General features: G+C 65.3%; 20 protein-coding genes. 10 read left to right on the top strand and 10 right to left on the bottom strand.

Annotated elements, in window-relative coordinates:
* The first annotated feature begins 59 nt into the window (after nucleotides 1–59).
* Entirely contained in the window at nucleotides 60–605 is a 546-nt protein-coding gene (locus H4W01_RS10640) for an HdeD family acid-resistance protein (RefSeq protein ID WP_209610960.1), read from the top strand.
* On the opposite strand, the gene H4W01_RS10645 is transcribed toward H4W01_RS10640, so the two are convergent.
* From H4W01_RS10645 to H4W01_RS10670, 6 genes are all read right to left on the bottom strand, one after another.
* Nucleotides 606–1,496 carry an aspartyl protease family protein gene (locus tag H4W01_RS10645; RefSeq protein WP_334685426.1) on the bottom strand — a complete coding sequence of 297 codons (891 nt, stop codon included), beginning with the start codon at nucleotides 1,494–1,496 and terminating at the stop codon, nucleotides 606–608. It lies immediately after the preceding gene.
* 19 nt (nucleotides 1,497–1,515) lie between these two features.
* Complete coding sequence (locus H4W01_RS10650) at nucleotides 1,516–1,995, bottom strand: glutathione peroxidase (RefSeq protein WP_334685232.1); 480 nt, start codon at nucleotides 1,993–1,995, stop codon at nucleotides 1,516–1,518.
* Nucleotides 1,996–2,006: 11 nt separating this feature from the next.
* On the bottom strand, nucleotides 2,007–2,597 hold the full coding sequence (locus tag H4W01_RS10655; RefSeq protein ID WP_209610962.1) for a GNAT family N-acetyltransferase: 591 nt from the start codon (nucleotides 2,595–2,597) through the stop codon (nucleotides 2,007–2,009).
* A complete protein-coding gene (locus tag H4W01_RS10660) occupies nucleotides 2,594–3,268 on the bottom strand; it encodes an ABC transporter ATP-binding protein (protein WP_209610963.1) in 675 nt (224 codons plus the stop codon). Before H4W01_RS10660 ends, H4W01_RS10655 begins: the two co-directional genes overlap by 4 nt.
* Nucleotides 3,261–4,511: a lipoprotein-releasing ABC transporter permease subunit gene (locus tag H4W01_RS10665; protein WP_209610964.1), complete on the bottom strand. Its 1,251-nt coding sequence runs from the start codon at nucleotides 4,509–4,511 to the stop codon at nucleotides 3,261–3,263. The genes H4W01_RS10660 and H4W01_RS10665 overlap by 8 nt, the downstream gene beginning before the upstream one ends.
* A 523-nt stretch (nucleotides 4,512–5,034) precedes the next feature.
* Nucleotides 5,035–7,461, bottom strand: coding sequence for a TonB-dependent receptor (locus H4W01_RS10670; RefSeq protein WP_209610965.1), 2,427 nt, complete (start codon nucleotides 7,459–7,461; stop codon nucleotides 5,035–5,037).
* A 259-nt stretch (nucleotides 7,462–7,720) separates the two neighbouring features.
* Here H4W01_RS10670 and H4W01_RS10675 point away from each other — a divergent pair, with 259 nt between their 5' ends.
* Complete coding sequence (locus tag H4W01_RS10675) at nucleotides 7,721–8,191, top strand: Hsp20 family protein (RefSeq protein ID WP_010403315.1); 471 nt, start codon at nucleotides 7,721–7,723, stop codon at nucleotides 8,189–8,191.
* Between the two features lie 53 nt (nucleotides 8,192–8,244).
* On the opposite strand, the gene H4W01_RS10680 is transcribed toward H4W01_RS10675, so the two are convergent.
* The 3 genes from H4W01_RS10680 to secG form a co-directional block, all read right to left on the bottom strand.
* Nucleotides 8,245–11,058, bottom strand: a complete 2,814-nt coding sequence (locus H4W01_RS10680) for a DUF3857 domain-containing protein (protein ID WP_334685233.1) — start codon at nucleotides 11,056–11,058, stop codon at nucleotides 8,245–8,247.
* A gap of 162 nt (nucleotides 11,059–11,220) precedes the next feature.
* A complete protein-coding gene (locus H4W01_RS10685; protein WP_010403321.1) occupies nucleotides 11,221–12,855 on the bottom strand; it encodes a CTP synthase in 1,635 nt (544 codons plus the stop codon).
* Nucleotides 12,856–12,953: 98 nt separating this feature from the next.
* The gene (gene secG, locus H4W01_RS10690) at nucleotides 12,954–13,361 is read right to left on the bottom strand and encodes a preprotein translocase subunit SecG (protein ID WP_029622418.1); all 408 of its coding nucleotides are present in this window, start codon (nucleotides 13,359–13,361) and stop codon (nucleotides 12,954–12,956) included.
* A 235-nt stretch (nucleotides 13,362–13,596) separates the two neighbouring features.
* Between secG and H4W01_RS10695 the strand changes: the two genes are divergently transcribed.
* The 8 genes from H4W01_RS10695 (at nucleotide 13,597) to eda (ending at nucleotide 21,098) form a co-directional block, all read left to right on the top strand.
* Entirely contained in the window at nucleotides 13,597–13,932 is a 336-nt protein-coding gene (locus tag H4W01_RS10695; RefSeq protein WP_029622419.1) for a MarR family transcriptional regulator, read from the top strand.
* A 52-nt stretch (nucleotides 13,933–13,984) separates the two neighbouring features.
* Complete coding sequence (locus H4W01_RS10700; protein WP_010403327.1) at nucleotides 13,985–14,245, top strand: SH3 domain-containing protein; 261 nt, start codon at nucleotides 13,985–13,987, stop codon at nucleotides 14,243–14,245.
* The gene (argC, locus tag H4W01_RS10705) at nucleotides 14,242–15,171 is read left to right on the top strand and encodes an N-acetyl-gamma-glutamyl-phosphate reductase (RefSeq protein ID WP_209610966.1); all 930 of its coding nucleotides are present in this window, start codon (nucleotides 14,242–14,244) and stop codon (nucleotides 15,169–15,171) included. The genes H4W01_RS10700 and argC overlap by 4 nt, the downstream gene beginning before the upstream one ends.
* A gap of 86 nt (nucleotides 15,172–15,257) precedes the next feature.
* Nucleotides 15,258–16,724, top strand: a complete 1,467-nt coding sequence (gene zwf, locus H4W01_RS10710; protein ID WP_209610967.1) for a glucose-6-phosphate dehydrogenase — start codon at nucleotides 15,258–15,260, stop codon at nucleotides 16,722–16,724.
* Nucleotides 16,725–16,866: 142 nt separating this feature from the next.
* Nucleotides 16,867–17,577: a 6-phosphogluconolactonase gene (gene pgl, locus H4W01_RS10715; RefSeq protein WP_010403330.1), complete on the top strand. Its 711-nt coding sequence runs from the start codon at nucleotides 16,867–16,869 to the stop codon at nucleotides 17,575–17,577.
* 115 nt (nucleotides 17,578–17,692) lie between these two features.
* A complete protein-coding gene (gene edd, locus H4W01_RS10720) occupies nucleotides 17,693–19,510 on the top strand; it encodes a phosphogluconate dehydratase (protein WP_209610968.1) in 1,818 nt (605 codons plus the stop codon).
* Between the two features lie 2 nt (nucleotides 19,511–19,512).
* The gene (glk, locus tag H4W01_RS10725) at nucleotides 19,513–20,481 is read left to right on the top strand and encodes a glucokinase (RefSeq protein ID WP_209610969.1); all 969 of its coding nucleotides are present in this window, start codon (nucleotides 19,513–19,515) and stop codon (nucleotides 20,479–20,481) included.
* Nucleotides 20,478–21,098 carry a bifunctional 4-hydroxy-2-oxoglutarate aldolase/2-dehydro-3-deoxy-phosphogluconate aldolase gene (gene eda / locus H4W01_RS10730; protein WP_209610970.1) on the top strand — a complete coding sequence of 207 codons (621 nt, stop codon included), beginning with the start codon at nucleotides 20,478–20,480 and terminating at the stop codon, nucleotides 21,096–21,098. The genes glk and eda overlap by 4 nt, the downstream gene beginning before the upstream one ends.
* 150 nt (nucleotides 21,099–21,248) lie before the next feature.
* Here eda and H4W01_RS10735 read toward each other — a convergent pair whose 3' ends face one another.
* Nucleotides 21,249–21,644 carry a hypothetical protein gene (locus tag H4W01_RS10735; RefSeq protein ID WP_209610971.1) on the bottom strand — a complete coding sequence of 132 codons (396 nt, stop codon included), beginning with the start codon at nucleotides 21,642–21,644 and terminating at the stop codon, nucleotides 21,249–21,251.
* Between the last annotated feature and the right edge of the window lie 59 nt (nucleotides 21,645–21,703).

Raw genomic sequence — 21,703 nt, forward strand, 5'->3', positions numbered from 1 at the left:
TTCTTAGGTAAAATCAAATTCTTCCACCGCCGAACCGGCACTTTACCCTGGAGACAGATATGAACGACACGACTTTCGGTTCGTCCACCACCTCCGCTCGCGTCGGGACGGGTTGGCTGCTGGCTTACGGCCTGCTCAGCATCGCCGTCGGCATCACCGCCTTCCTGTGGCCCGTCACCGCGACGCTGACCGCCGCGTTGCTCGCGGGCTCGTTCCTGATCGCGACCGGCGCGGTCGCCGCGGTTGCCAGCTTCGGGCTGCGCGGCCACCACTTCTCCGCTTATACGCTGTTGAGCGGCATCCTGTCGCTGGTGATCGGCGCGTGGATCATCGTCGAACCCGCCACCGGTGCCGTCTCGCTGACGTTGATGATCGCGATCTGGCTGACCGCGCGCGGCGTGATGGAAATCGCGATCGGTGCACGCTTTCGGCGGTTCGGGATCAGCTTGATCCTGCTCGGCATTCTCAACATCGTGCTGGCAGTGTGGATCATCTGGGGCATTCCCTTCACCGCGCTGACGCTGCCCGGTTATGTGCTGGGGATCAGCTTCCTGTTCAGCGGCATCACCGCAACGCTCCAGGCGATCGGCGTCCCGGGGCGCTGATCACTCGCCGATCGAGAAGGCCCCATCGGCGTGCAGCACCAGGGTCATGCCCGATAGCAGATCGAACCCCAACACACCCGTCGGACGCCCCTCGACCACCGCCGCCTCTGGCAAGGGTCGCGGGGCGTTCCCGACTTTGAGGGTGACGGGGCCGACGATGTCCATAGTCACCATCTTCCCCCCTACCCCGCGGCTTTGCGCGGTCCGCAGGCGGGGGAGCTGGGTGGCGGCGGCGGGCGGGATCGCGCTGCGCCATGCGCCGCTATCGACCAGAAACGGCGAGGTATTCGCACCATCCCCCACGCCGACCGGCACATGCGGCCGGTCGTCTCCGCGCCAGCCCGGTGCCGCGACATTGGCTCCCTTGGTCAGCGGACGGCACGCCGCCGCATCCGCTCCGGCCACCGTCGCCACGCCCCCGCGAAAATCGACGCGCACGCACCCGGTAGCGGCCAGCGCCTGCGGCCCGATCACCCCCGCCAGCCCCAGCGCCTCAAGCGGGCCCAGCGGCATCGCCAGCACGCGGTCGAAATGGCGGAGCGGCGCGCCGTCTGCCGTCGCGAGATCAACGCCCGTGACATAGTGTCCGGCAACAGCGACGCCGCCGCTATCGGCCCCGGTCTGCATCGCCGTGCCGCGCAGCCCAAGCTGTGCCGCAGTCTGCTCGCTCAGCACGACCTCGGACGCCCCCGTATCGAACAGGAAGCGCAGCGACACCGCGCCGATCCGCAAGGTCACGATCGGCAACTGTCCCCCGACCGGGTGACCACTCAGCTGCTGCGGTCGTTCGATCGCGATGGTGCGCTCGGGGGAAGCCGCCGCCATGCCGGGCGACGCCAACAGCAGCCTCAGCGCCGCTCCCAACACCACCGCGTGCCGCGCCCGAACCATGCCGCCCACAGAGTCCCTCTTAAAGCAGCTTTTCGATGTCCGCCGCGATGTCGGCGGGCTTGGTCGTTGGCGCATAGCGTTCGACCACCTGCCCGTCCTTGCCGATCAGAAATTTGGTGAAGTTCCACTTGATCCCTTCGGTGCCGAGGAAGCCCGGTGCCTGCTTCTTGAGCGCGACGAACAGCGGATCGGCATTGGCGCCGTTGACGTCGATCTTGGCGAAGACCGGGAAGGTCACGTCATAGGTGAGCGAGCAGAAATTGGCGATTTCCGCGGCATCGCCCGGCTCCTGCGCGCCGAACTGGTTGCACGGGAAGCCCAGCACTTCAAACCCGCGGTCGCCGAATTGGCGGTGCAGCGCCTCCAGCCCTTCATATTGCGGTGTAAAGCCGCATTTGGAGGCGGTGTTGACGATCAGCAGCACCTTGCCGGCATAAGCCGACAGGTCGACCGGGGTCCCATCGGCGGCTTTGACGGTGAGATCGGTGATGGCAGGCATGAACGCACTCCTCAAGCGTGGCGCGCGAGCAGGAAGCGCAGATTCTGCCGCACCCCGGCCCATTCGCTGGCGATGATCGAATAGACCACAAGATCACGCACGCGGCCATCCATCACTTGATGGTTGCGCAGCACGCCATCGCGCTTGGCCCCCAGCCGCTCGATCGCCGCTTGCGAGCGTTTGTTGAACCAGTCGGTGCGGATCTGCACCGCGTTGCAGCCCATCACCTCGAAGGCGTGGGTGAGCAGCAGCAACTTCGCCTCGGTGTTGACGCCGGTGCGCTGCACCGACTTGGCGTAGAAGGTGCCGCCAATTTCCAGCCGCTTATGGCCTGCGTTCATCCGCATATAGCGCGTGAGGCCCACCACGCGGCCGTCGGGGGTACAGACGGTAAACGGCATCGCCCGCCCGAAATCGCGCTCCTTGAACAGCGCCGCCATGAAGGCGTCGGGGTCGGTCAGCGTCGAGGCGTTGGTGAAGAACAGTTCGCTGATCTTCCCATCCGCCCCCGCCGCGACGATGGCGTCGCGGTCATCGAGCACGGTCGGGCGCAGCGTGACGTGCTGGCCGGTGAGTGTAGGAGGTGTGGTCCAGGCGCTCACGCCAGCCGCCCCTCGTGCAGGCGCACCACGCGGTCCATCTTCAGCGCCATCCGCTCATTATGGGTCGCGACCAGCGCCGCCGAGCCCTCGCCACGTACCAGCCGGAGGAACTCCGCCAGCACCACGTCCGCCGTCGCCTCGTCGAGGTTGCCGGTCGGCTCGTCCGCCAGCACCAAAGCGGGCTGGTTGGCGAGCGCGCGGGCGACGGCGACGCGTTGCTGCTCGCCGCCCGACAATTGGCTTGGGCGGTGCGTCAGGCGGTGGCCGAGGCCGAGTGCGCCGAGCAAGGCGGTCGCGCGCTCGTTGGCTTGGGCGTGGGTGCGATCGCGGATCAACTGCGGCAGCACGACATTCTCGGTCGCGTTGAAATCGGGCAGCAAGTGATGGAATTGATAGACGAAACCGAGCGAATCGCGGCGCACGCGGGTGCGCCCGTCCGAATCGAGTTTGGCGACTTGCTCGCCCGCGATGCGGATCGATCCGCCGAAACCGCCTTCGAGCAGCCCGACCGCCTGCAGCAGCGTGGATTTGCCCGAGCCTGAGGGCCCCAGCAGCGCGACGATCTCGCCCGCGCCGACATGCAAATCGACCCCGCGCAGCACTTCGATGGTTTCGCCGCCCTGGCTGAACGCGCGCGTCAGGCCGGCAACGCTGAGGACGGGTTCACTCATAGCGCAACACCTGCACGGGATCGGTGCTCGCCGCCTTCAGCGCGGGGTAGAGCGTGGCGAGGAAGCTGAACAGCAGCGCCATCAGCGAAATGACCGTCACTTCGAGCGGATCGGTCTTGGAGGGCAATGTGGTGAGGAACCGAATTGACGGATCCCACAGGTTTTGACCCGTCACCAATTGCACGAAATCAACGATATTTTGCCGGAAATGCAGGAAGATGAAGCCAAGGATCAGCCCCGCGACCACGCCCAGCGCGCCGATCGTGGTGCCGACGGTCATGAAGATACGGATCATCGCCCCCCGGCTCGCCCCCATCGTCCGCAGGATCGCGATGTCGCGCGTCTTGGCGCGCACCAGCATAATCAGCGAGGACAGGATATTGAACACCGCGACCAGGATGATGATCGACAGCACGGTAAACATCGCAACGCGTTCGACCGAGAGCGCCTCGAACAATTGTGCGTTCATCTGCCGCCAGTCCTGGATCACCGCGCGCTGCCCGACTTGCTTGGCAAGCGGGGCGAGGATCGTGCCGACGCGGTCGGCATCGTTGGTCTGCAGCTCGATCATGCCGACCGAATCGCCCATCATCAGCAGCGTCTGCGCATCCTCCATCGGCATGATGACATAGGCCTTGTCATAATCGTACACGCCGATCGTGAAGATCGCGCCGACTGTGTAGCTGACGATACGCGGCACAGTACCGAACGGCGTCGTTTGGCCTTGCGGACTGATGAGCGAAATCTGGCTGCCGACCACCGCGCCCAATTGGTCGGCCAGACCCGATCCGATCGCGATCACGCCGCTACCCGGCTTCAGCGAGGCGAGCGAGCCCATCACCACCTTGCTGCCAATCGTCTTGTTGCTCCGAATGTCGGACACTTGCATCCCGCGCAGCAAGATGCCTTCGACGCGGCCGTTATAGGTGGTCATCAGCGGCTGCTCGATCATCGGCGTGGCGCTGGTCACGCCCGGCGTTTTGTCGGCCTGCGCGACGATGTCGCGCCAATCGCGCAATTGCCCGGCATACCCCTGCACCACGGCATGGCCGTTGAGCCCGACGATCTTGTCGAACAATTCTGCGCGGAAGCCGTTCATCACGCTCATCACGATGACGAGCGCGGCGACGCCGAGCATCACCGCGACCAGACTGATGCCAGCGACGAGGAAGATGAACCCCTCGCCTTTGCCGGGCAGCAGATACCGCCGGGCGATCATGCGTTCATAGCGGGAGAGGATCATGGAGCCCGCTCTACGGCGCACATGCAGCGCTGGCAACTGTTGCCCCCTGTTGCGCAAGCGCCACAGCAGCGCCGCAATCGCTACGGATCGGCCATATTCCCCATGACAAGCCGCTCACTCACACTTAACGCTTCTGTCACTGACACACAGGCAACGGCCGTGGTTCGGGGAATGCTTTCAGCGCCGCCGCAAGGCGTGCAGCGAGAGCGAGATGGGGGCTGACGAGCGATCGTCACGCAGGCGTCCGGGTCGGAAACGGCTCGGACGTTTGCATTTGGGCGAAGGTGGCCATGCGGGCCACCGGTCCGCGCAGCGGATCGCCCAAATCGGACGGCGGGTCGCCCCTGTGGCGAGCCCGACCGACGGCGGCTTTGCCGTCGGCGCTCCTCCCGTCACACCTCCCCGCCCCCGTCACCCCGGCCCTGTGCCGGGGTCCACCGTGCAGCACCCGCGTCGCTCGACTCCGCACGTTCTCCAAGCGGCGGAGTGGACCCCGGCACAAGGCCGGGGTGACGGCTACGCCTCAAAACGATGCCGAAATCGTCGCGCCAAAGGTGCGGGGGTCGCCCGGCTGCCCGACGATCAGCCCGGTGCTGCCCGATTGCGTCGACAACAATTCGAAATAATCCTGGTCGAACGCATTATGCACCCAGGCAAAGACGTTGAAGTCCTTCTTGCGATAGCCAAGCCGGAAGTTGGACAGCGAATACCCCTCGATCCAGGTGTAAGCCGAAGGCGACGGATTGGACGAAAAGCGCGAGCGCGCGCTGCCATCATACCCCAGATACACCTGCCCGTCCCCGCCGCCGACCGGCACATTATATTCGCCACCGTAGGAGAAGGACCATTTCGAGATGCCGGGCAGACGCTGCCCGGAAATATCGCACACCACCGGGCTCAATGATCCCGGCACCCCTGCCGGACCAGGCGTGCCCGTCGTCACCGTGCCGCCGGAGAGCTCGGGCGGGCATGGCGCGTTGGTGAATTTCTTGTAGATCGCGTCAGTATAGGCACCATTGAGATACAGGTTGAAGCGCTTGCTCGGGCGGAAGCTGGCGTCGAACTCCACCCCGCGCGAGCGCACCTTGCCCGCATTGGCGAGATAGCCACGGATCACGGTCAACTGGCCGTTATTCACCGTCGCCTGATAATCGCCGATCTCGGTCCAGAACCCGGCGACGTTCAGTGTCACGCGGCGATCGAAAAATTGCGTCTTCAGGCCCAGCTCGAACGCATCGACCTTTTCGGGCTTCACCGTCTGCGTGGTCAGATCGACCGCCGTCCCCGCCGCATTGAGCGGCAAGCCCGACAAATTGATGCCGCCCGATTTGAAGCTCTTCGCATAGGTCGCATAGCCATGCACATCCGCCGCAAAATCATAGGACAGCGTGACATCGCCCGACACGTTCCATGCGCTGAAGCGCGGCGCATAGCTTTGCGGGGCGAGCGTGGCGGACTGGTCAGAGTTCAGCGTGGTGCTGCCGCTGCCAGTGGTGACGACCGAGACATAGGAGCCGCTCTTCTTGTCATAATTGACGCGGATGCCCGGCTGGACGTGGAAATGGTTGAACGCTTCCCAGTTCAGCTTGCCGAACACGGCGAAGCTGGTGTTCTTGAAATTGATCGTATTGGTCGAGGTCAACCCGTTCAGCACCGCCGGGTTGCAGGCATTGGCGGTCGGGGACGCGCACCCGCGTGATCCCACCGGCACGTTGCCGGGGTTGAGCAGATACCGGCTCGCCGCCGATCCCTGCACCTGCGAGCCTTGGGTGTTGATCGTCTGGTGGAACAGGAATGCGCCAACCGTGTAATCGAGCTTGTGGGTTCCGTTCGACGCGAGCCGGATTTCCTGTGACACCTGTTCCTGCTGCGACGGGTTTTGCGACACGGTGGTGATCGGCAGGCCGACGAAATCGCGGTCATTGGCCGGCTTCCAGTCCCAATAGCGCCATGCCGACACCGAGGTGAGCGTAGCCCCCCCCAAATCCCAATTGGTGACGAGCGACGCCCCGCCCACTTCCTGCCGTGAATTGATCGTGGCATCGAGATCGGTGACGCGATCGAACGGGTTGGTGCTGGGCGGCGCATAGCCGAACGCCGCCGCCAGCGCCGCATATTGCCGGTTCGCCGCGCGCTGCGTGGTGCCGACGCGCGCATAATATTGCGCGCAGCACAAAGGGTTCTGCACGTTGAGATCGCCCGCCAGCGTCAGGCTGAGCGTGTCGCTCGGCTTGTACAGCACTTGCCCGCGAAACCCGATATTGCGCTGGCGGTGGAGATCGGTGTTGCTGGCCACATCGTAAATCGTGCCGTGCCGCGTCGTCGCCGAGGTCGACAGGCGGATCGCCAGCGTGTCGGTAATCGGCCCCGAAATCGAAGTCTTGCCCTGCACGAAATCATAATTGCCGACGCTGAGTTCGGCGCGCGCCTCGGGCGTGAAGCTCGGCGCACGGGTGGTGATGTTGAGCGCGCCCGCCGTCGTATTCTTGCCGTAGAGAGTCCCCTGCGGCCCGCGCAGCACCTCGACCCGGTCGACATCGACGAAATCGAAGGTCGCGGCCCCGACGCGCCCGATATACACGCCATCGATATAGAAACCGACGCCCTGCTCGATCCCGTCATTGGTCAGGCCGAACGGCGCGCCCAGCCCGCGAATGTTGATCGCCGAATTGCGCGGGTTGCTCGAATAGAATTGCAGCGAGGGAACTTGCTGCTGCAGCCGGTTGACGTTGAACGCGCCACTGTCCGCCAGCGTGCGCCCGCTCAGCACCGACAGCGCGATCGGCACGGTCTGTTCGGTTTCTGCGCGGCGGCGTGCGGTGACCACGATATCGCCCGTATTTGCCTGTGCATCGCCATCGGTCACCTCCGGCGCAGCGGGCTCCGGCGGCGTCGAGGGTGGCGCGAGCGTCGCATGGGCAAGCAGAATGAGCGGCAAGTGCGCGAGCATGAACGTCCCCTTGTTCCGGAGCTTTGCCCCGAGTCGGGACATAATGCCCATCGTTTGAGGGGATATTCACGCCCTCTCCTTCTTTGCGCCACCAAAGCTAGTCTTTACCGCCGCGAAATTCTGTACCGGCAGGTCTTGAACTGACGCCGAAGCGAACCAGATTCTGCGCGTGCGGTGCCCGTGGGGCCGCACCGGGCGGGGTCGCGCAGGTGGCGGGCCCGGCTCGACGTACAGACACTCGCTTGTAAAGGAGTTCACCATGCGTCAGTTCGATTTGACCCCCTATCGCCGCTCGACCGTCGGCTTCGACCGGCTGTTCGACATGCTCGAAGCCAATGCCCGGCAGCAGAGCGCCGACAATTATCCGCCCTTCAACCTCGAACGCCTCGACGGCGACCGGTACCGCATCACGCTGGCCGTGGCGGGCTTTGGCCGCGACGAGATCGAGATCACCGCGCAGCAGAACCTGTTGCAGGTGAAGGGGCGCAAGGACGAGAAAGAGGCCGCATCCTCCTCGTTCCTCCACATCGGCATCGCCAATCGCAGCTTTGAGCGTCGCTTCGAACTCGCCGATTTCGTGCGGGTCGAGGATGCCCGGCTGAACGATGGCCTGCTCACCATCGACCTGGTCCGCGAAGTGCCCGAGGCGATGAAGCCCAAGACGATCGCGATCAAGACCGGCACCCCGCTGGTCGCGGTCGAGGATGCCAGCACCGTCCAGGCGGCGTAACGCCAAGCGGGAGATGGCCGCGCTTCGGCACGGCCATCTCCCCTTCTTGTTATTTACCGCGCCTTGATTCCATAGCGCGCATAATGCCGGTCGACGCTCGGGGTGATCCGCCGGGCGATCTTCAACTCGCTTGCCGCCTCGGCATCGCGGTGGAGCTGTTGCAGCACGATCGCCCGCAGGAAGCGGCTGCTGGCCTGTCCCGGCTCGGCGGCGAGAACCGCATCGAGATCGGCCAGCGCGTCGTCAAACCGCCCCAGCCGGAACCACACCATAGCCCGGCTATCCAGCGCGGCAGTGCTGTCCTCGCTCAATTCGATGGCCCTGGTGCAGTCCTTTACCGCGGTATCGAGCATTACGCTGCGCGTGCCCTTGGCCCAGCATCGCGCATTCATCAGGCTGGGAGAGCCGGGCTTGTCAGCAATCAAGGCGTCGAACTGCGCGATGGCCTCGGTCGGATCGCCATATTCCCCGATCAGGCTGGCCTTGACGGTGCGGAATGTCCTTCGCATCTCCCCGCCCAGCGCGATCCGCTGATCGAGCAGCGCGAGCGCGCCCGCCAGATCGCCGTTTTCCGCCTTCAGCATCGTCACACGGCCGATCGCAGCTTCCGATGACGGATCGAGCGCCCGCGCCGCCTCGGCATCCGCCAGCGCGGCTTTGACATCGCCCATTTCGTAGCGCGACGCTGCGCGCTTCAAATACAGGTCGATCGACGGTTCAATCGCGATCGCCTTCGTCCAATCGGCAACCGCCCCCACGCGATCCCCCGTATTCGCCCGGAAGGAACCGCGCGTGGCATAGGCGCTGCTGTCGTCGGCGGTGGTGGCAACGATCGCCTTGGCCAGAACCGCGTTGATCGCGGTGATCTGCGACGCGCCAGCGGGATCGCTTGCGCCAATGTCCCATTTGCGCGCCGTCGCCACCGGGGCGACCAGACGCGGTGCCCGCGCCTTCGCGGTCGCCACGGCATCGCGCTCGATCGGGATGCGCGCGACCGGCACTTCGCGGCCGACGGTGTCGATCCGCTCGTCAACCGTAACGACCCCGCCATCGAGCTTGGTCGTGCGTGAAATTTCGTAACCCGCGACTAGTTCTTTCATGTCGGGCTCGCCCTCGATCGCGAAGCCGCGCCCCCGGTCGGGCAGACGCAGCCGCAACCGATACCGCATCCCAAACGGATCGCCCGTCGCCACCGGAATCGTCGTCCAGGCTACCTTGCTGCGGTCGGGCGCGAAGGTGACGTTGTCGAGCGCCCGCGCCAGCGCGCGCTTGCGCCGACGATCGTCGGTCGTCCAGGCCGAATTGACGATGCCATGCGCCTTCAGCGTGACGTCGCCCGTCAGCGGATCGGGAACCATCGCAGTATCGGAAAACTGCCCTTCGCCAAGGTAAGTGGTGAAAAACCCGCTGACCGAGTCGCGTTCTTCTTTCTCCCCCATCTGCGTCTTGGCCAAGGTCAAGGCCGCCGCATAACCGCCATGGACCACCGCCACCGCATCCACCGCGCTCGGCAAATCGACGCTGGCGCTCTCATCGACATCGACCGTCAGATCCACCATCGGCCGGGCGTTGGCGTGGGTCTCGATCTTCAGCAAATCGGCACCCGCCGCGCGCATCGGCAAGACATAACCGAGCGGTGGTGTGTCGTGGATATCGATCAGGCGCGCTCCACTGCCGGTGCCGTCCAGCCACAGCGTTTGTCCATCGATCGTCGCGCGCACCAGCACGTGGTTGAACGCCATCGGGCTGGGCAAACGGTCGGGCACGATGTCGCCGAGCCCGATATTGGCGGACACGGGCTCAGCCTCAATCTTCATCGCCCGCAACAAGGTCAGCAACAGCAGCGTCTTGGCCTTGCAGTCGCCATACCGCACCGCCCAGGTCCGCTCCGGCTTTTGCGGGACATAATTGCCGCCGTTCATGCCCACCGCCAGATAGCGGATTTTCTGCTGGACCAGTTCGAGCGCCCGTTCCGCGCGGCCGATCGGCGTCGGGTCGGCCTTCATGATCGCGGCGGCTTCCGCCAGGATCGGGTCATTCGGATTGGTCGATTCGGGCGTCGCGTATAGCGGGGCCATCACACGCGAAACGTCGGCCCAATCCTTGAACGTCGCCAGTTCGATCAAGGGCGGATGCCGGAAGCGGACCGGCGCGTCCGCGGGCATTTCGGGTTGCTTCGGGGCCGGCAGGGGGATGGTGACTTCGCTATAGGTGCCGTTGCGCACCGGGGTCAGCGTAACGCCCTCGGCGAGCAGCTTCCATTTGGGCGGCGTCGCGGTCGGCCAGGAGAAGCGCATTTTGGCATAACCAAGCCGCGTTGGTGCGGCGAACACCGGCATCACGGTCTGCACCCGTCCGGCCAGCGCCGCATCGGTCGTCGTGGTCGACATCCGCAGCCGCAGCACGTCGCCGACCTGCAACCCCTCCACCGCCATCGTCGCGGTCAGGATGCCAGTCAGTTCGCGTTGCTCAAGCGTTTGCTCGCGCCGCAGCACCGTGAATTTCTCGCCCTTGGCGAGCAGGTCGATGTGCTCGGCCCCGCGCTGGATGGAGAGTTCGTGGATGATCAGATCGCCCTGGTCGGGCACCCACGGCAAGGCGAGCGACGTTGCCTGCGCCAGCATCTCGGGCGATGCGATCCGCGTCGCGCTATCGACATAGGCCCATAGCCGCCCGTTCTCGATGCGTTGCTGGACGTCGAAAATCAGGTTCGGCGGCGCGCCCGCGTCGAGCTTGGCGAGGTCGGGCATCGGCGCGGTGACGATCCAGCCCGGCGCGGGCTGATAGAGCGGGGTTTCATTTGCGAAAGCGATGGAAGGCAGCCCGGCAGCAATAACCGCCAGGCTCACCGAGTGAATACGTCGCAAATGATCCCCCTTACGTCTTCAAGTCCGGAGACAAGACTATGGGCGGACGCGGCGCGAAGCCAGTGCGATCTTTAAGGATTTTTGGTGCGGGCCGACGATTTCAGTCGCGCCCGCTCCTTTTTCGGACTGCAGTGGGCATTCCGCCAGACCGCATAAGCGCGATCAGACCAATCGCGACTGTTTCACCGCTGCGGCGACGAAGCTGGCGAACAAGGGATGCGGGTCGAACGGCTTGCTCTTCAATTCCGGGTGGAATTGCACGCCGACGAACCAGGGATGGTCGGGCCGTTCGACGATTTCGGGCAGCATCCCGTCGGGCGACATGCCGCTGAACACCAGGCCGCCCTTTTCGAGCACTTCGCGATAGGCGGTGTTGACCTCATAGCGGTGGCGGTGACGCTCGGAAATGTCGGTGTCGCCATAGATGGTCGACACCACGCTGTTGCCGTCGAGCTTGGCGGCATAGGCCCCGAGCCGCATCGTGCCGCCCAGATCGCCGCCGGCCTCGCGCTTTTGCACGCCCTCGGCGGTCATCCATTCGGTGATCATGCCGACCACCGGCTCGTCGGTCGGGCCAAATTCGGTGGAGCTGGCATCGGCAATACCGGCGAGATCGCGTGCGCCTTCGACGCACGCCATCTGCATCCCGAAGCAAATGCCGAAATAGGGAATTTCGCGTTCGCGCGCGAAGCGCACGCTGGCGATCTTGCCCTCGGCCCCACGTTCACCAAAGGCACCGGGCACCAGGATCGCGTGCATCGGCTCCAGCCGCGCGGCAATGTCGCTATCAGGCCCTTCGAACAGCTCGGCGTCGATCCATTCGACATTGACCTTCACCTTGTTGGCGATGCCACCATGGACCAGCGCTTCGTTGAGCGACTTGTATGCGTCCTGCAGGCCGACATATTTGCCGACCACGCCGATGGTGACTTCGCCCTCGGGGTTGGTCAGCCGGTCCATGATATCGGTCCAGCGTGACAGGTCGGGCGCGCTGCCGGGCAGGATGCCGAAGGCGTTGAGCACCGCATCGTCCAGGCCCTCATGGTGATATTGCACCGGCACCGCATAGATGCTCTTCGCATCCAGCGCCGGGATCACCGCAGTCTTGGGTACGTTGCAGAACAAAGCAATCTTCGCCCGTTCGCTTTCGGGCAAAGGCTGTTCGCAGCGGCACACCAGCACGTCTGGCTGCACGCCGAGCGCCGCCAGTTCGCGCACCGAATGCTGCGTCGGCTTGGTCTTCAACTCACCCGCCGCCGCGATATACGGCACCAGCGTCACGTGGATGCTGACCGAATTGCCGCGTCCGAGATCGTTGCGGAGTTGCCGGATCGCCTCGATGAACGGCAGCGATTCGATATCGCCGACCGTCCCGCCGATTTCGCACAACACGAAATCGAGATCGTCGGTCTCGGCTTGCGCGAATTCCTTGATCGCATCGGTGACGTGCGGGATGACCTGCACCGTGGCGCCCAGATAATCGCCGCGCCGCTCGCGCGTGATGATCTGCTGATAGATTCGGCCCGAGGTGATATTGTCCGACTGGCGCGACGCGACGCCGGTGAAGCGTTCGTAATGGCCCAGGTCGAGATCGGTCTCGGCCCCGTCATCCGTCACATAGACTTCGCCATGCTGATAGGGCGACATCGTCCCCGGATCGACGTTAAGATACGGATCGAACTTGCGAATCCGGACGCGATAGCCGCGCGCTTGCAAGAGGGCGGCGAGCGATGCCGCCATCAGACCCTTGCCAAGCGAGGAGACCACGCCGCCGGTAATGAAAATGAACCGCGCCATGGGAGAAAAGACCTAGCGTGAAGAGGGGTGGCGCGACAAGCACGCGACTCCGATATTTTTGGAAAAGTGCGCGGACCGGAAGACGGCCCGCGCGCGACTTATTGGGCGAGCGGAACCGTGCCGTTATCGGCCCGCGCGGCGGTGTTGCCCGTCGGCGCGAGCGCGCTGCGCGCACCGCTGGCGAAGGGAACGCTCGGGTCGGTCTGCGCCGGTGCCTGGATCGGCGCGGTGGCGGCAGCGGGCGGCGGCGTGGTCGGAGCCACCACCTTGGCCACGCGCCCCTGCGCTGCGAGCACCGCGAGCAGGATGCTGAGCGCGATGAACAGGCCGCCCAGAATCGACGTCGCCCGCGTCAGGAAATCGGCCGCGCCGCGCGCCGACATCAGGCCGCCCGGGCTGCCGCCCATGCCCAGCCCGCCGCCTTCGGAACGCTGCATCAGGACGACCGTCACCAGCGCCAGCGCAATGACGAAATGGACGACGAGGAGAAACTGGAAGAGCAGCATGAAGCGGGTTGAATCCTTGGGTGCGCCAGTGGCGAAGCCGGGCACATAGGCGAGGTGCGCCACGCGATCAACCGCGTGCCGCATCCAAGGGTTGTAAACATTCCGCAATCGAACTGAAACCTGATGCGGCGCGGCGCGTTAGGTTCTCAGGAATATCCCCAATTGTGGGGCTTTATTGCGTCATTTGCGGACACTTGCCGTGGCTTCACACACCAATCATGCACTCACCGAATGGATGGAGACCCTGATCGATTATGTTCGGTCGGGCGAGCCCGATTTGACCAATCGGCAAATGGCCCTGCTGCTGCTGGTATACCTCCAGCCGGGGCCGCATACCGTGCGCGGACTGGCGACCATGCTCAACGTTTCGAAGCCCGTTATAACGCGCGCCTTGAACAGGCTCGGCACCCTGGGCTATCTGCGCCGTCAACGCGACGATAACGACAAGCGTAATATCTTTGTCGCACGTACCTCCGAGGGGGCAGAGTTTCTTGACGATTTCGGGCAGTTCATCGGCGACAGCACGCCACAACACGCTCCCCAGCGAAGCCTTCGACGCGCCAGCACGTAGGAGCTTTGCGCTCCAGGGCGCATCCGTAACGCTCGATCCGCGGCGACACGCCGTGCGCCGCGATCTCGCCGATATTCGCCTGGCCGACCGCGTTTTTGCGCCGCATTATGCCTGCGCCGTCCCCCGCGTGGTGATCGCAGCGGCTGCCTTGCGTGAGGAACCCGCCCCCGATTCGGCGGTGTTGGTCGAATTGGAGATTGGCGACGTGTTCGAAGTGCTGGAATTCGTCCGCGGCCGCGCCTGGGGCCGCGCACCGGGCAAGGATCTGGTCGGCTATGTCGACGCCGACGCTTTGTCATGGCCCGCACCATGAGCATTTCGGTCTTCATCGACGGTGCGCACGGCACCACGGGCCTGGAAATCCGCGAGCGGCTTGCCGGACGCAGCGAAATCACGCTGATCTCGCTCGACGAGGCGCGGCGCAAGGACACCGTCGCGCGGGGCGAAGCGCTCAATGACAGCGACTTTGTCATTCTGTGCCTGCCCGACGATGCCGCCCGCGAAGCCGTCTCGCTGATCGACAATGATCGCACGCGCGTGATCGATGCGTCGACCGCGTTCCGCACCGCCGAGGGCTGGACCTATGGCTTCCCGGAGCTGGAGCCGGGCCAGGCCGCCGCGATCGCCGATGCGAAGCGTGTCAGCAATCCCGGCTGCTATCCGACCGGCTTCCTCGCGCTCGTGCGCCCGCTGGTGCGCGCCGGGCTGGTGCCGGTCGATTGGGCGATCAGCGTCAATGCCGTGTCGGGCTATTCGGGCGGCGGCAAGGCGATGATCGCCGAATTTGAGGGCGTCAATCCACCGCCCGCCGCGCGTGCCTATGGGCTGGGTCTGGCGCACAAGCATGTGCCCGAAATGCAGAAGCATGCGCGGCTGGAACATCCACCGATCTTCATGCCGTCGGTCGCCAACACCTATCGCGGGATGATCGTCGAGGTGCCGCTGGCGCTGCATATGTTCACCCGCCGCCCGACATTGGCGGTGTGCGAATCGACGCTGCGCGAGGCTTATGCCGACAGCGCGCTGATCACCGTCGGCAACGGTGATAGCGACGTGGTGTGCATCGAGGACGATGCCGGCACAGATCGGCTGACCGTCCGCGTGTGCGGCAATGCCGCCACCGGCCAGGCGCGCCTGATCGCGACGCTGGACAATCTTGGCAAGGGCGCTGCCGGTGCCGCCGTGCAGAGCCTCAACATCATGGCCGGGTTCGATCCTTTGGCAGGGCTGACGCTGTAACTTTTTGGTGCCCCGTGATACGTATTCACCTTGGCGGCGCGCTTGCGCCTCTTTAGGTGACCCCTTCCCCAGGAGGTCGATTTAGCATGCCCGTCCGCACGCCCGTCGCCAAATTGATGTTGTTCGGCGCGACCGGAGATCTCGCGCAGCGGATGCTGCTCCCCTCGCTTTATGGCCTGCATGCCGACGGTTTGCTGCCCGAGGGGTTGACGATCACCGGCACAGCCCGCTCCGATCATACCGATGCGACGTTCCGCAAGTTCGCCAAGCACGCGCTGGACCAGTTCCTGCCCGAGGATCGCAAGGACGAGAAAGCCGCCAAGACCTTCCTCGACCGCCTGCAATATCAGGCGCTCGATGCGACCGATCTCGACCATTACAAGCAATTGGCGGAGAAGGTCGGCGACATTTCCGGCGGGCTCGCCATTTTCCTGTCGACCGCGCCGTCGCTGTTCGAGCCGGTCATTCGCGGCCTCGAATCGGCAGGCCTCGCCGGGGAAACCGTGCGGATCGGCCTAGAAAAGCCGCTCGGCTACGATCTCGCCTCCAGCCAGGAAATCAACGACACCGTCGCCACCGCCTTCCCCGAGGAGCGGACCTTCCGCATCGACCATTATCTGGGCAAGGAAACCGTCCAGAACATCCTCGCCTTGCGCTTCGGCAACAGCTTCTTCGAGCCGGTGTGGAATGCGCGCGGCATCGACAATGTCCAGATCACCATTTCCGAAACGGTCGGCCTGGAAGAGCGTGCGGCCTATTATGACGGCGCGGGCGCTTTGCGCGACATGGTCGCCAACCACATGCTGCAATTGCTGGCGCTGATCGCGATGGAGCCGCCCGCCCGCTTCGATGGCTCGGCGATCCGCGATGAGAAGGCCAAGGTGTTCCGCTCGCTGCGGCAAGTCGCCCCGGTCGATGTGCCGCAAATGTCGGTGACCGGCCAATATGCGGCGGGTGCCAGCGGCGGCGCGATCGTGCGCGGCTATAGCGACGAACTCGGCAAGCCTTCGACCACCGAGACCTTCGTCGCGCTCAAGGCGCATGTCGACAATTGGCGCTGGCAGGGCGTGCCCTTCTACCTGCGCACCGGCAAGCGCATGACGACGCGGCGTTCCGAAATCGTCATCCAGTTCAAGCCCGTGCCGCACTCGATGTTCTCCAATCGCGGCGGCTTGTTGCAGCCCAATGCGCTGATCATCCGCTTGCAGCCCGAGGAATATGTGCAGTTGCTGGTGATGGCGAAGGAGCCCGGCCTCGACCGCGAGGGCATTCGCCTGCGCGAAGTGCCGCTGAACCTCAGCCTCGATTCGGAATTTGCCGGCACCCGCCGCCGCATCGCCTATGAACGGCTGCTGCTCGACCTGATCGAGGGCGACCAGACGCTGTTCGTGCGCCGCGACGAGGTGGAGGCGCAATGGACCTGGATCGACGCGATCCGCGCCGGTTGGGTCGCCAATGACATGAAGCCCAAAAGCTATGCCTCGGGCAGCTGGGGGCCGAGCGCAGCGGTCGCGCTAACCGAGCGCGACGGGGTGACCTGGCAGGACGATTGAAACCTCCCTCTCCCCGCCGGGGAGGGTGAGAAAACAAAGCGCGGGGGCGGCGTAGGAACGCAGACATATGTCTGACGCACTGCGTCCCCCTCTCCCCTACCCTCTCCCCGCCAGCGGGGAGAGGGAGATAAGGACAAAGATCATGAGCGAAGAAATCGAATGGTGGGATTATGACGATGCCGAGGAGATGGCGGATGCCGTCGCCGGCGACATCGGCTTCATCATCGAAGCCGCGATCGATGCGCGCGGTGCAGCCGTCATCGCCTTGTCGGGCGGCAAGACGCCGATCCCGATCTACGAACGCCTCGCCAAGGCCAAGATCGACTGGAAGCGCGTCACCATCGTGCCAACCGACGAGCGTATCGTGCCGCTGGGCGATCCGCTGTCCAACGTGACGATGATCGCCAAGACCTTCCTGCCCAAGGGCGCACGCGTGATGCCGATCGTCCCCGCCGCGACCGCCGATTACAAGGCCGCCGGGCGCTCCGCCGACGCGCTGATGCAGGATCTGCACTGGCCGCTCGATCTGTGCCTGCTCGGCGTTGGCGCGGATGGCCACACCGCCTCGATCTTCCCCGGCCCCGATTTCGACGAAGCGCTGTCGGGCCCGAATGAGCGCCGCGCGCTGGGCGTGATGCCAGAGCCGCTGCCCAAGGAAGCGCCGGTCGCGCGCGTCACCTTGAGCCGCGCCGCGATCGTTTCGGCACGCGCGTTGATCATCGCGGTCACCGGCGACGCCAAGAAGAAGGTGATCGAACAAGCGATCAAGCAAGGGCCCTCCTCGGCTTACCCGATCGGCCGCGTGCTGGCCGATGCCGAATTGCCCGTCGACATTCACTGGGCGGCTGCGTGATGCCGCTCTCCGTTCGCCCTGAGCCTGTCGAAGGGCGGTCGGCACACGCGCAGACCGTCCTGATGGCAGGCGGTGCTTCGACAAGCTCAGCACGAACGGAACAAGGAGCGATCGCATGACCCTGCACCCGGAAATCGCCGCCGTCACCGACCGCGTGATCGAGCGGTCCAAGGCCAGCCGCGCCGCCTATCTCGACCTGATCGGCCGCGCGCGCGCTTCGCATATCGAGCGCCCCGCGATGGGCTGCGCCAATGCCGCGCACGCTTATGCCGGCACCGAGGAGGATCGCCCTGCCCTCACTTCGGGCAAGACGATGAACATCGGAATCGTCACCTCGTATAACGACATGCTCTCGGCGCACGCGCCTTACTATCGCTATCCCGAGCAGATGAAGGTGTGGGCGCGCGAAGCCGGGGCCACCGCGCAGGTCGCAGGCGGCGTGCCCGCCATGTGCGACGGCGTGACGCAGGGCTATCCCGGCATGGAACTGTCGCTGTTCAGCCGCGACACCATCGCCCTCTCCACCGCGATCGCGCTTAGCCACGGCGTGTTCGAGGGCGCGGCGCTGCTCGGCATTTGCGACAAGATCGTGCCGGGCTTGCTGATGGGGGCCTTGCGCTTCGGCCATTTGCCGATGGTGCTGATCCCGTCGGGCCCGATGCCCTCCGGCCTGCCCAATAAGGAAAAGGCCGCCGTGCGCGAGGCGTTTGCCGAGGGCAAGGTCGGCCGCGAGGCGCTGCTCGAGGCCGAAATCGGTGCCTATCACTCCAAGGGCACCTGCACTTTTTACGGCACCGCCAATTCCAACCAGATGATGATGGAAGTTATGGGCTTGCACATGCCCGGCGCCGCCTTCGTCAACCCCGGCACCAAGCTGCGCCAGGAACTCACCCGCGCCGCCGTCCACCGCCTCGCCGCCAATGGCTGGCACGGCGACAGCTATCGCCCGCTGGGCCTGTGCGTCGATGAGAAAGCGATCGTCAACGCGGCGATCGGCCTGCTCGCCACTGGCGGCTCGACCAACCATTTGCTGCATTTGCCCGCGATCGCGGCGTGCGCCGGGATCGTGCTCGACTGGGAGGATTTCGATCGCCTGTCCAAGGCGGTCCCGCTCATCACGCGCGTCTACCCCAACGGTTCGGCCGACGTGAACGGGTTCGAGGCGGCGGGCGGCATGCCCTTCGTCATCCGCGAACTGGTGACGGCCGGGTTGCTCCACGGCGATTTGCTGACGGTCGCGGGCGGCAGCCTGGCCGATTATGGGCGCAAGCCGGTGATCGAGGGCGACGCGCTGGCTTGGGTCGATCCCGGCCCGAGCGGCGACGAGAGCATCCTGCGCGCGGCGTCCGCGCCGTTCGCGCCCGAGGGCGGCTTCCGCATCCTCACCGGCAATCTCGGCCGGGCTTGCATCAAGGTGTCGGCGGTCGAGCAGGACCGCTGGACGATCGAGGCCCCCGCGCGGGTGTTCCACGATCAGGCGTCGGTCCAGGCCGCGTTCCAGGCGGGCGAGCTCGACCGCGACGTGGTGGTGGTCGTGCGCTTCCAGGGGCCGCGCGCCAATGGCATGCCCGAACTCCACAAGCTCACGCCGCCGCTCGGCGTGCTGCAGAATCGCGGCTTCCGCGTTGCGCTCGTCACCGATGGCCGCATGTCGGGTGCGAGCGGCAAGGTGCCCTGCGCGATCCATTGCTCGCCCGAGGCCCTGGGCGATGGTCCGCTGTCGCGCGTGCGCGATGGCGACGTGATCCGGCTCGATGCGGTGACCGGCGAACTGTTCGCGCGGGTCGATCCGGCGGAATGGGCGGCACGCACGCCCGTGTCGATGCCGAGCGAGATTGACGGCATGGGCCGCGAACTGTTCGGCCTGTTCCGCCAGAACGCCAATGAAGCCGAGCGCGGCGCCTCACCGCTGCTGACCGGCATGGGATGGTAAGCATGGAAATCGTTTCGGTCGATATTGGCGGCACCCATGCGCGCTTCGCGCTGGCGGAGGTGGCCGCGGGCCGTGTCGTCTCGCTGGGTGAGCCAGTCACGCTCAAGACCGCCGAATATGCCGGTTTCCAGACCGCGTGGGAAGCGTTCGGCACGCAATTGGGCCGCGCGCTGCCGCGTGCCGCCGCCATCGCGGTCGCCTCGCCGATCAGCGGTGACGTGATCAAGCTGACCAACAATCCCTGGGTGATCCGGCCGCCGCTGATCAAGGAGCGGCTGCACGTCGATAATTACGTGCTGATCAACGATTTCGGCGCGGTCGGCCAGGCGGTGGCGCAAGTCGATCAGGGCGATTTCCTGCATCTGTGCGGGCCGGACGTGCCCTTCCCCGATCACGGCGTGCTTACCGTCTGCGGCCCGGGCACGGGCCTCGGCGTTGCGCAAGTTCTGCGCACGGCCGATCGCTACCACGTGATCGAAACCGAGGGCGGCCATGTCGATTTCGCGCCGCTGGACGGGCTGGAGGACCAGTTGGTCAAGCGCTTGCGCAAGGCCTATACCCGCGTCTCTGCCGAGCGCGTCGTCTCCGGCCCCGGCATCGTCGCCATTTATGAAACGCTCGCCGATATCGAACATCGCGTCATCCCGCGCATCGACGACAAGGCGATCTGGGCCGCTGCGCTCGATGGCGAAGACAGTCTGGCCGTCGCCGCGATGGACCGTTTCTGTTTAAGCCTCGGTGCGGTCGCGGGCGATCTTGCCCTGGCGCACGGCGCGAACGGTGTGGTCATTGCCGGCGGGCTTGGCTTGCGGCTGAAGGACCATATCCGCAATTCAGGCTTTGCCGAGCGCTTCGCCGCCAAGGGCCGGTTCCAGAACCGCATGGCCGCGATTCCGGTCAAACTCATCACCCATCCGCAGCCCGGCCTGTTTGGCGCAGCGGCGGCTTATGCCCAGGAGTACACCTTATGAGCGCTGCCCCGACCATCACCGACATCATGCAGACCAGCGCGGTCATTCCGGTGCTGGTGATCGAGGACGCCGCCACTGCCCGCCCACTGGCCGAGGCGCTGGTCGCAGGTGGCCTCAAGGTGCTCGAAGTCACCCTGCGCACCCCCGCCGCGCTCGACGCGATCCGCGAGATGAAGAAGGTGCCGGGCGCAATCGTCGGCGCGGGGACCGTCGTGAACCCTGACCAGTTCGGGCAGGCCGTGGATGCTGGCGCGGAATTCATCGTCTCCCCCGGCCTGACCCAGCACCTCGCGCGCCCGATCATCGATGCTGGCGTGCCGTTCCTGCCCGGTATCGCCAATGCGGCGGACATCATGACCGGGCTCGACCTTGGCCTCACCCATTTCAAATTCTTTCCGGCCGAGGCCAATGGCGGTCTGAAGGCGCTGAAGGCGCTCGCCGCCCCCTTCTACCAGTGCAAATTCTGCCCGACCGGCGGCATCACCGAAGCGAGCGCGCCCGAATGGCTCGCCTTCGCGCCGGTGCTGTGCGTCGGAGGCAGCTGGGTGACGCCCAAGGGGGCTTCGATGGCCGAGGTGGAAGCCCTCGCGCGCGCGGCGAGCGGTTTGCGGGGGTAACTACCGCACGGGTCGTCACCCCGGCCTCGTGCCGGGGTCCACCGGCCCGCCAAGACAACTGCCCGCAGAACGCGCGGCCCGGTGGATGCCGGGACAAGCCCGGCATGACGGGAGGGGAGCGACCAGGACATTGTCCGACGCGCGCCACCCTCACTCCCCGTCAGGATCAACTGCCTTCTTGGCCAGATGCATCAGCAGCGTGAGCGGATCGCGGCCATTGCCATAGCCGTAAGCAGCCGCTTCGCGTTTGCCGCACCGCCGCTCCCCGGCAAAGATTCCGCAGCGACCCGATGGGGTGATGGCGCTCAGGCCACTCGCCTCCGCGCCGCCCGCAGCATCCGCATCTGGCGCGGGCCCCTCGCGCAGCGGCAGCCGGTATTGATCCCGCCTTCGCCCGCACACGACAATTTCGTCAGCGGAGAGTGTATCGTCGCACTTGGGAAGCGCATTTAGCCGGATGGGCTTGGTGGTCCCGGCCAAATCGAAGGGCTTCGCGACCGGGGCAGCCTCTGCTGCCTGAAGGGCGATGCTCAGCCACAAGGACATCCACGCTCCCCCAACCGACTGTTCCGCCGGAGGTACAGCACGTTGGCCGCGCTGAAAAG

It is taken from the genome of Sphingomonas sp. PL20, assembly GCF_017875905.1.
Taxonomy (GTDB): domain Bacteria; phylum Pseudomonadota; class Alphaproteobacteria; order Sphingomonadales; family Sphingomonadaceae; genus Sphingomonas; species Sphingomonas echinoides.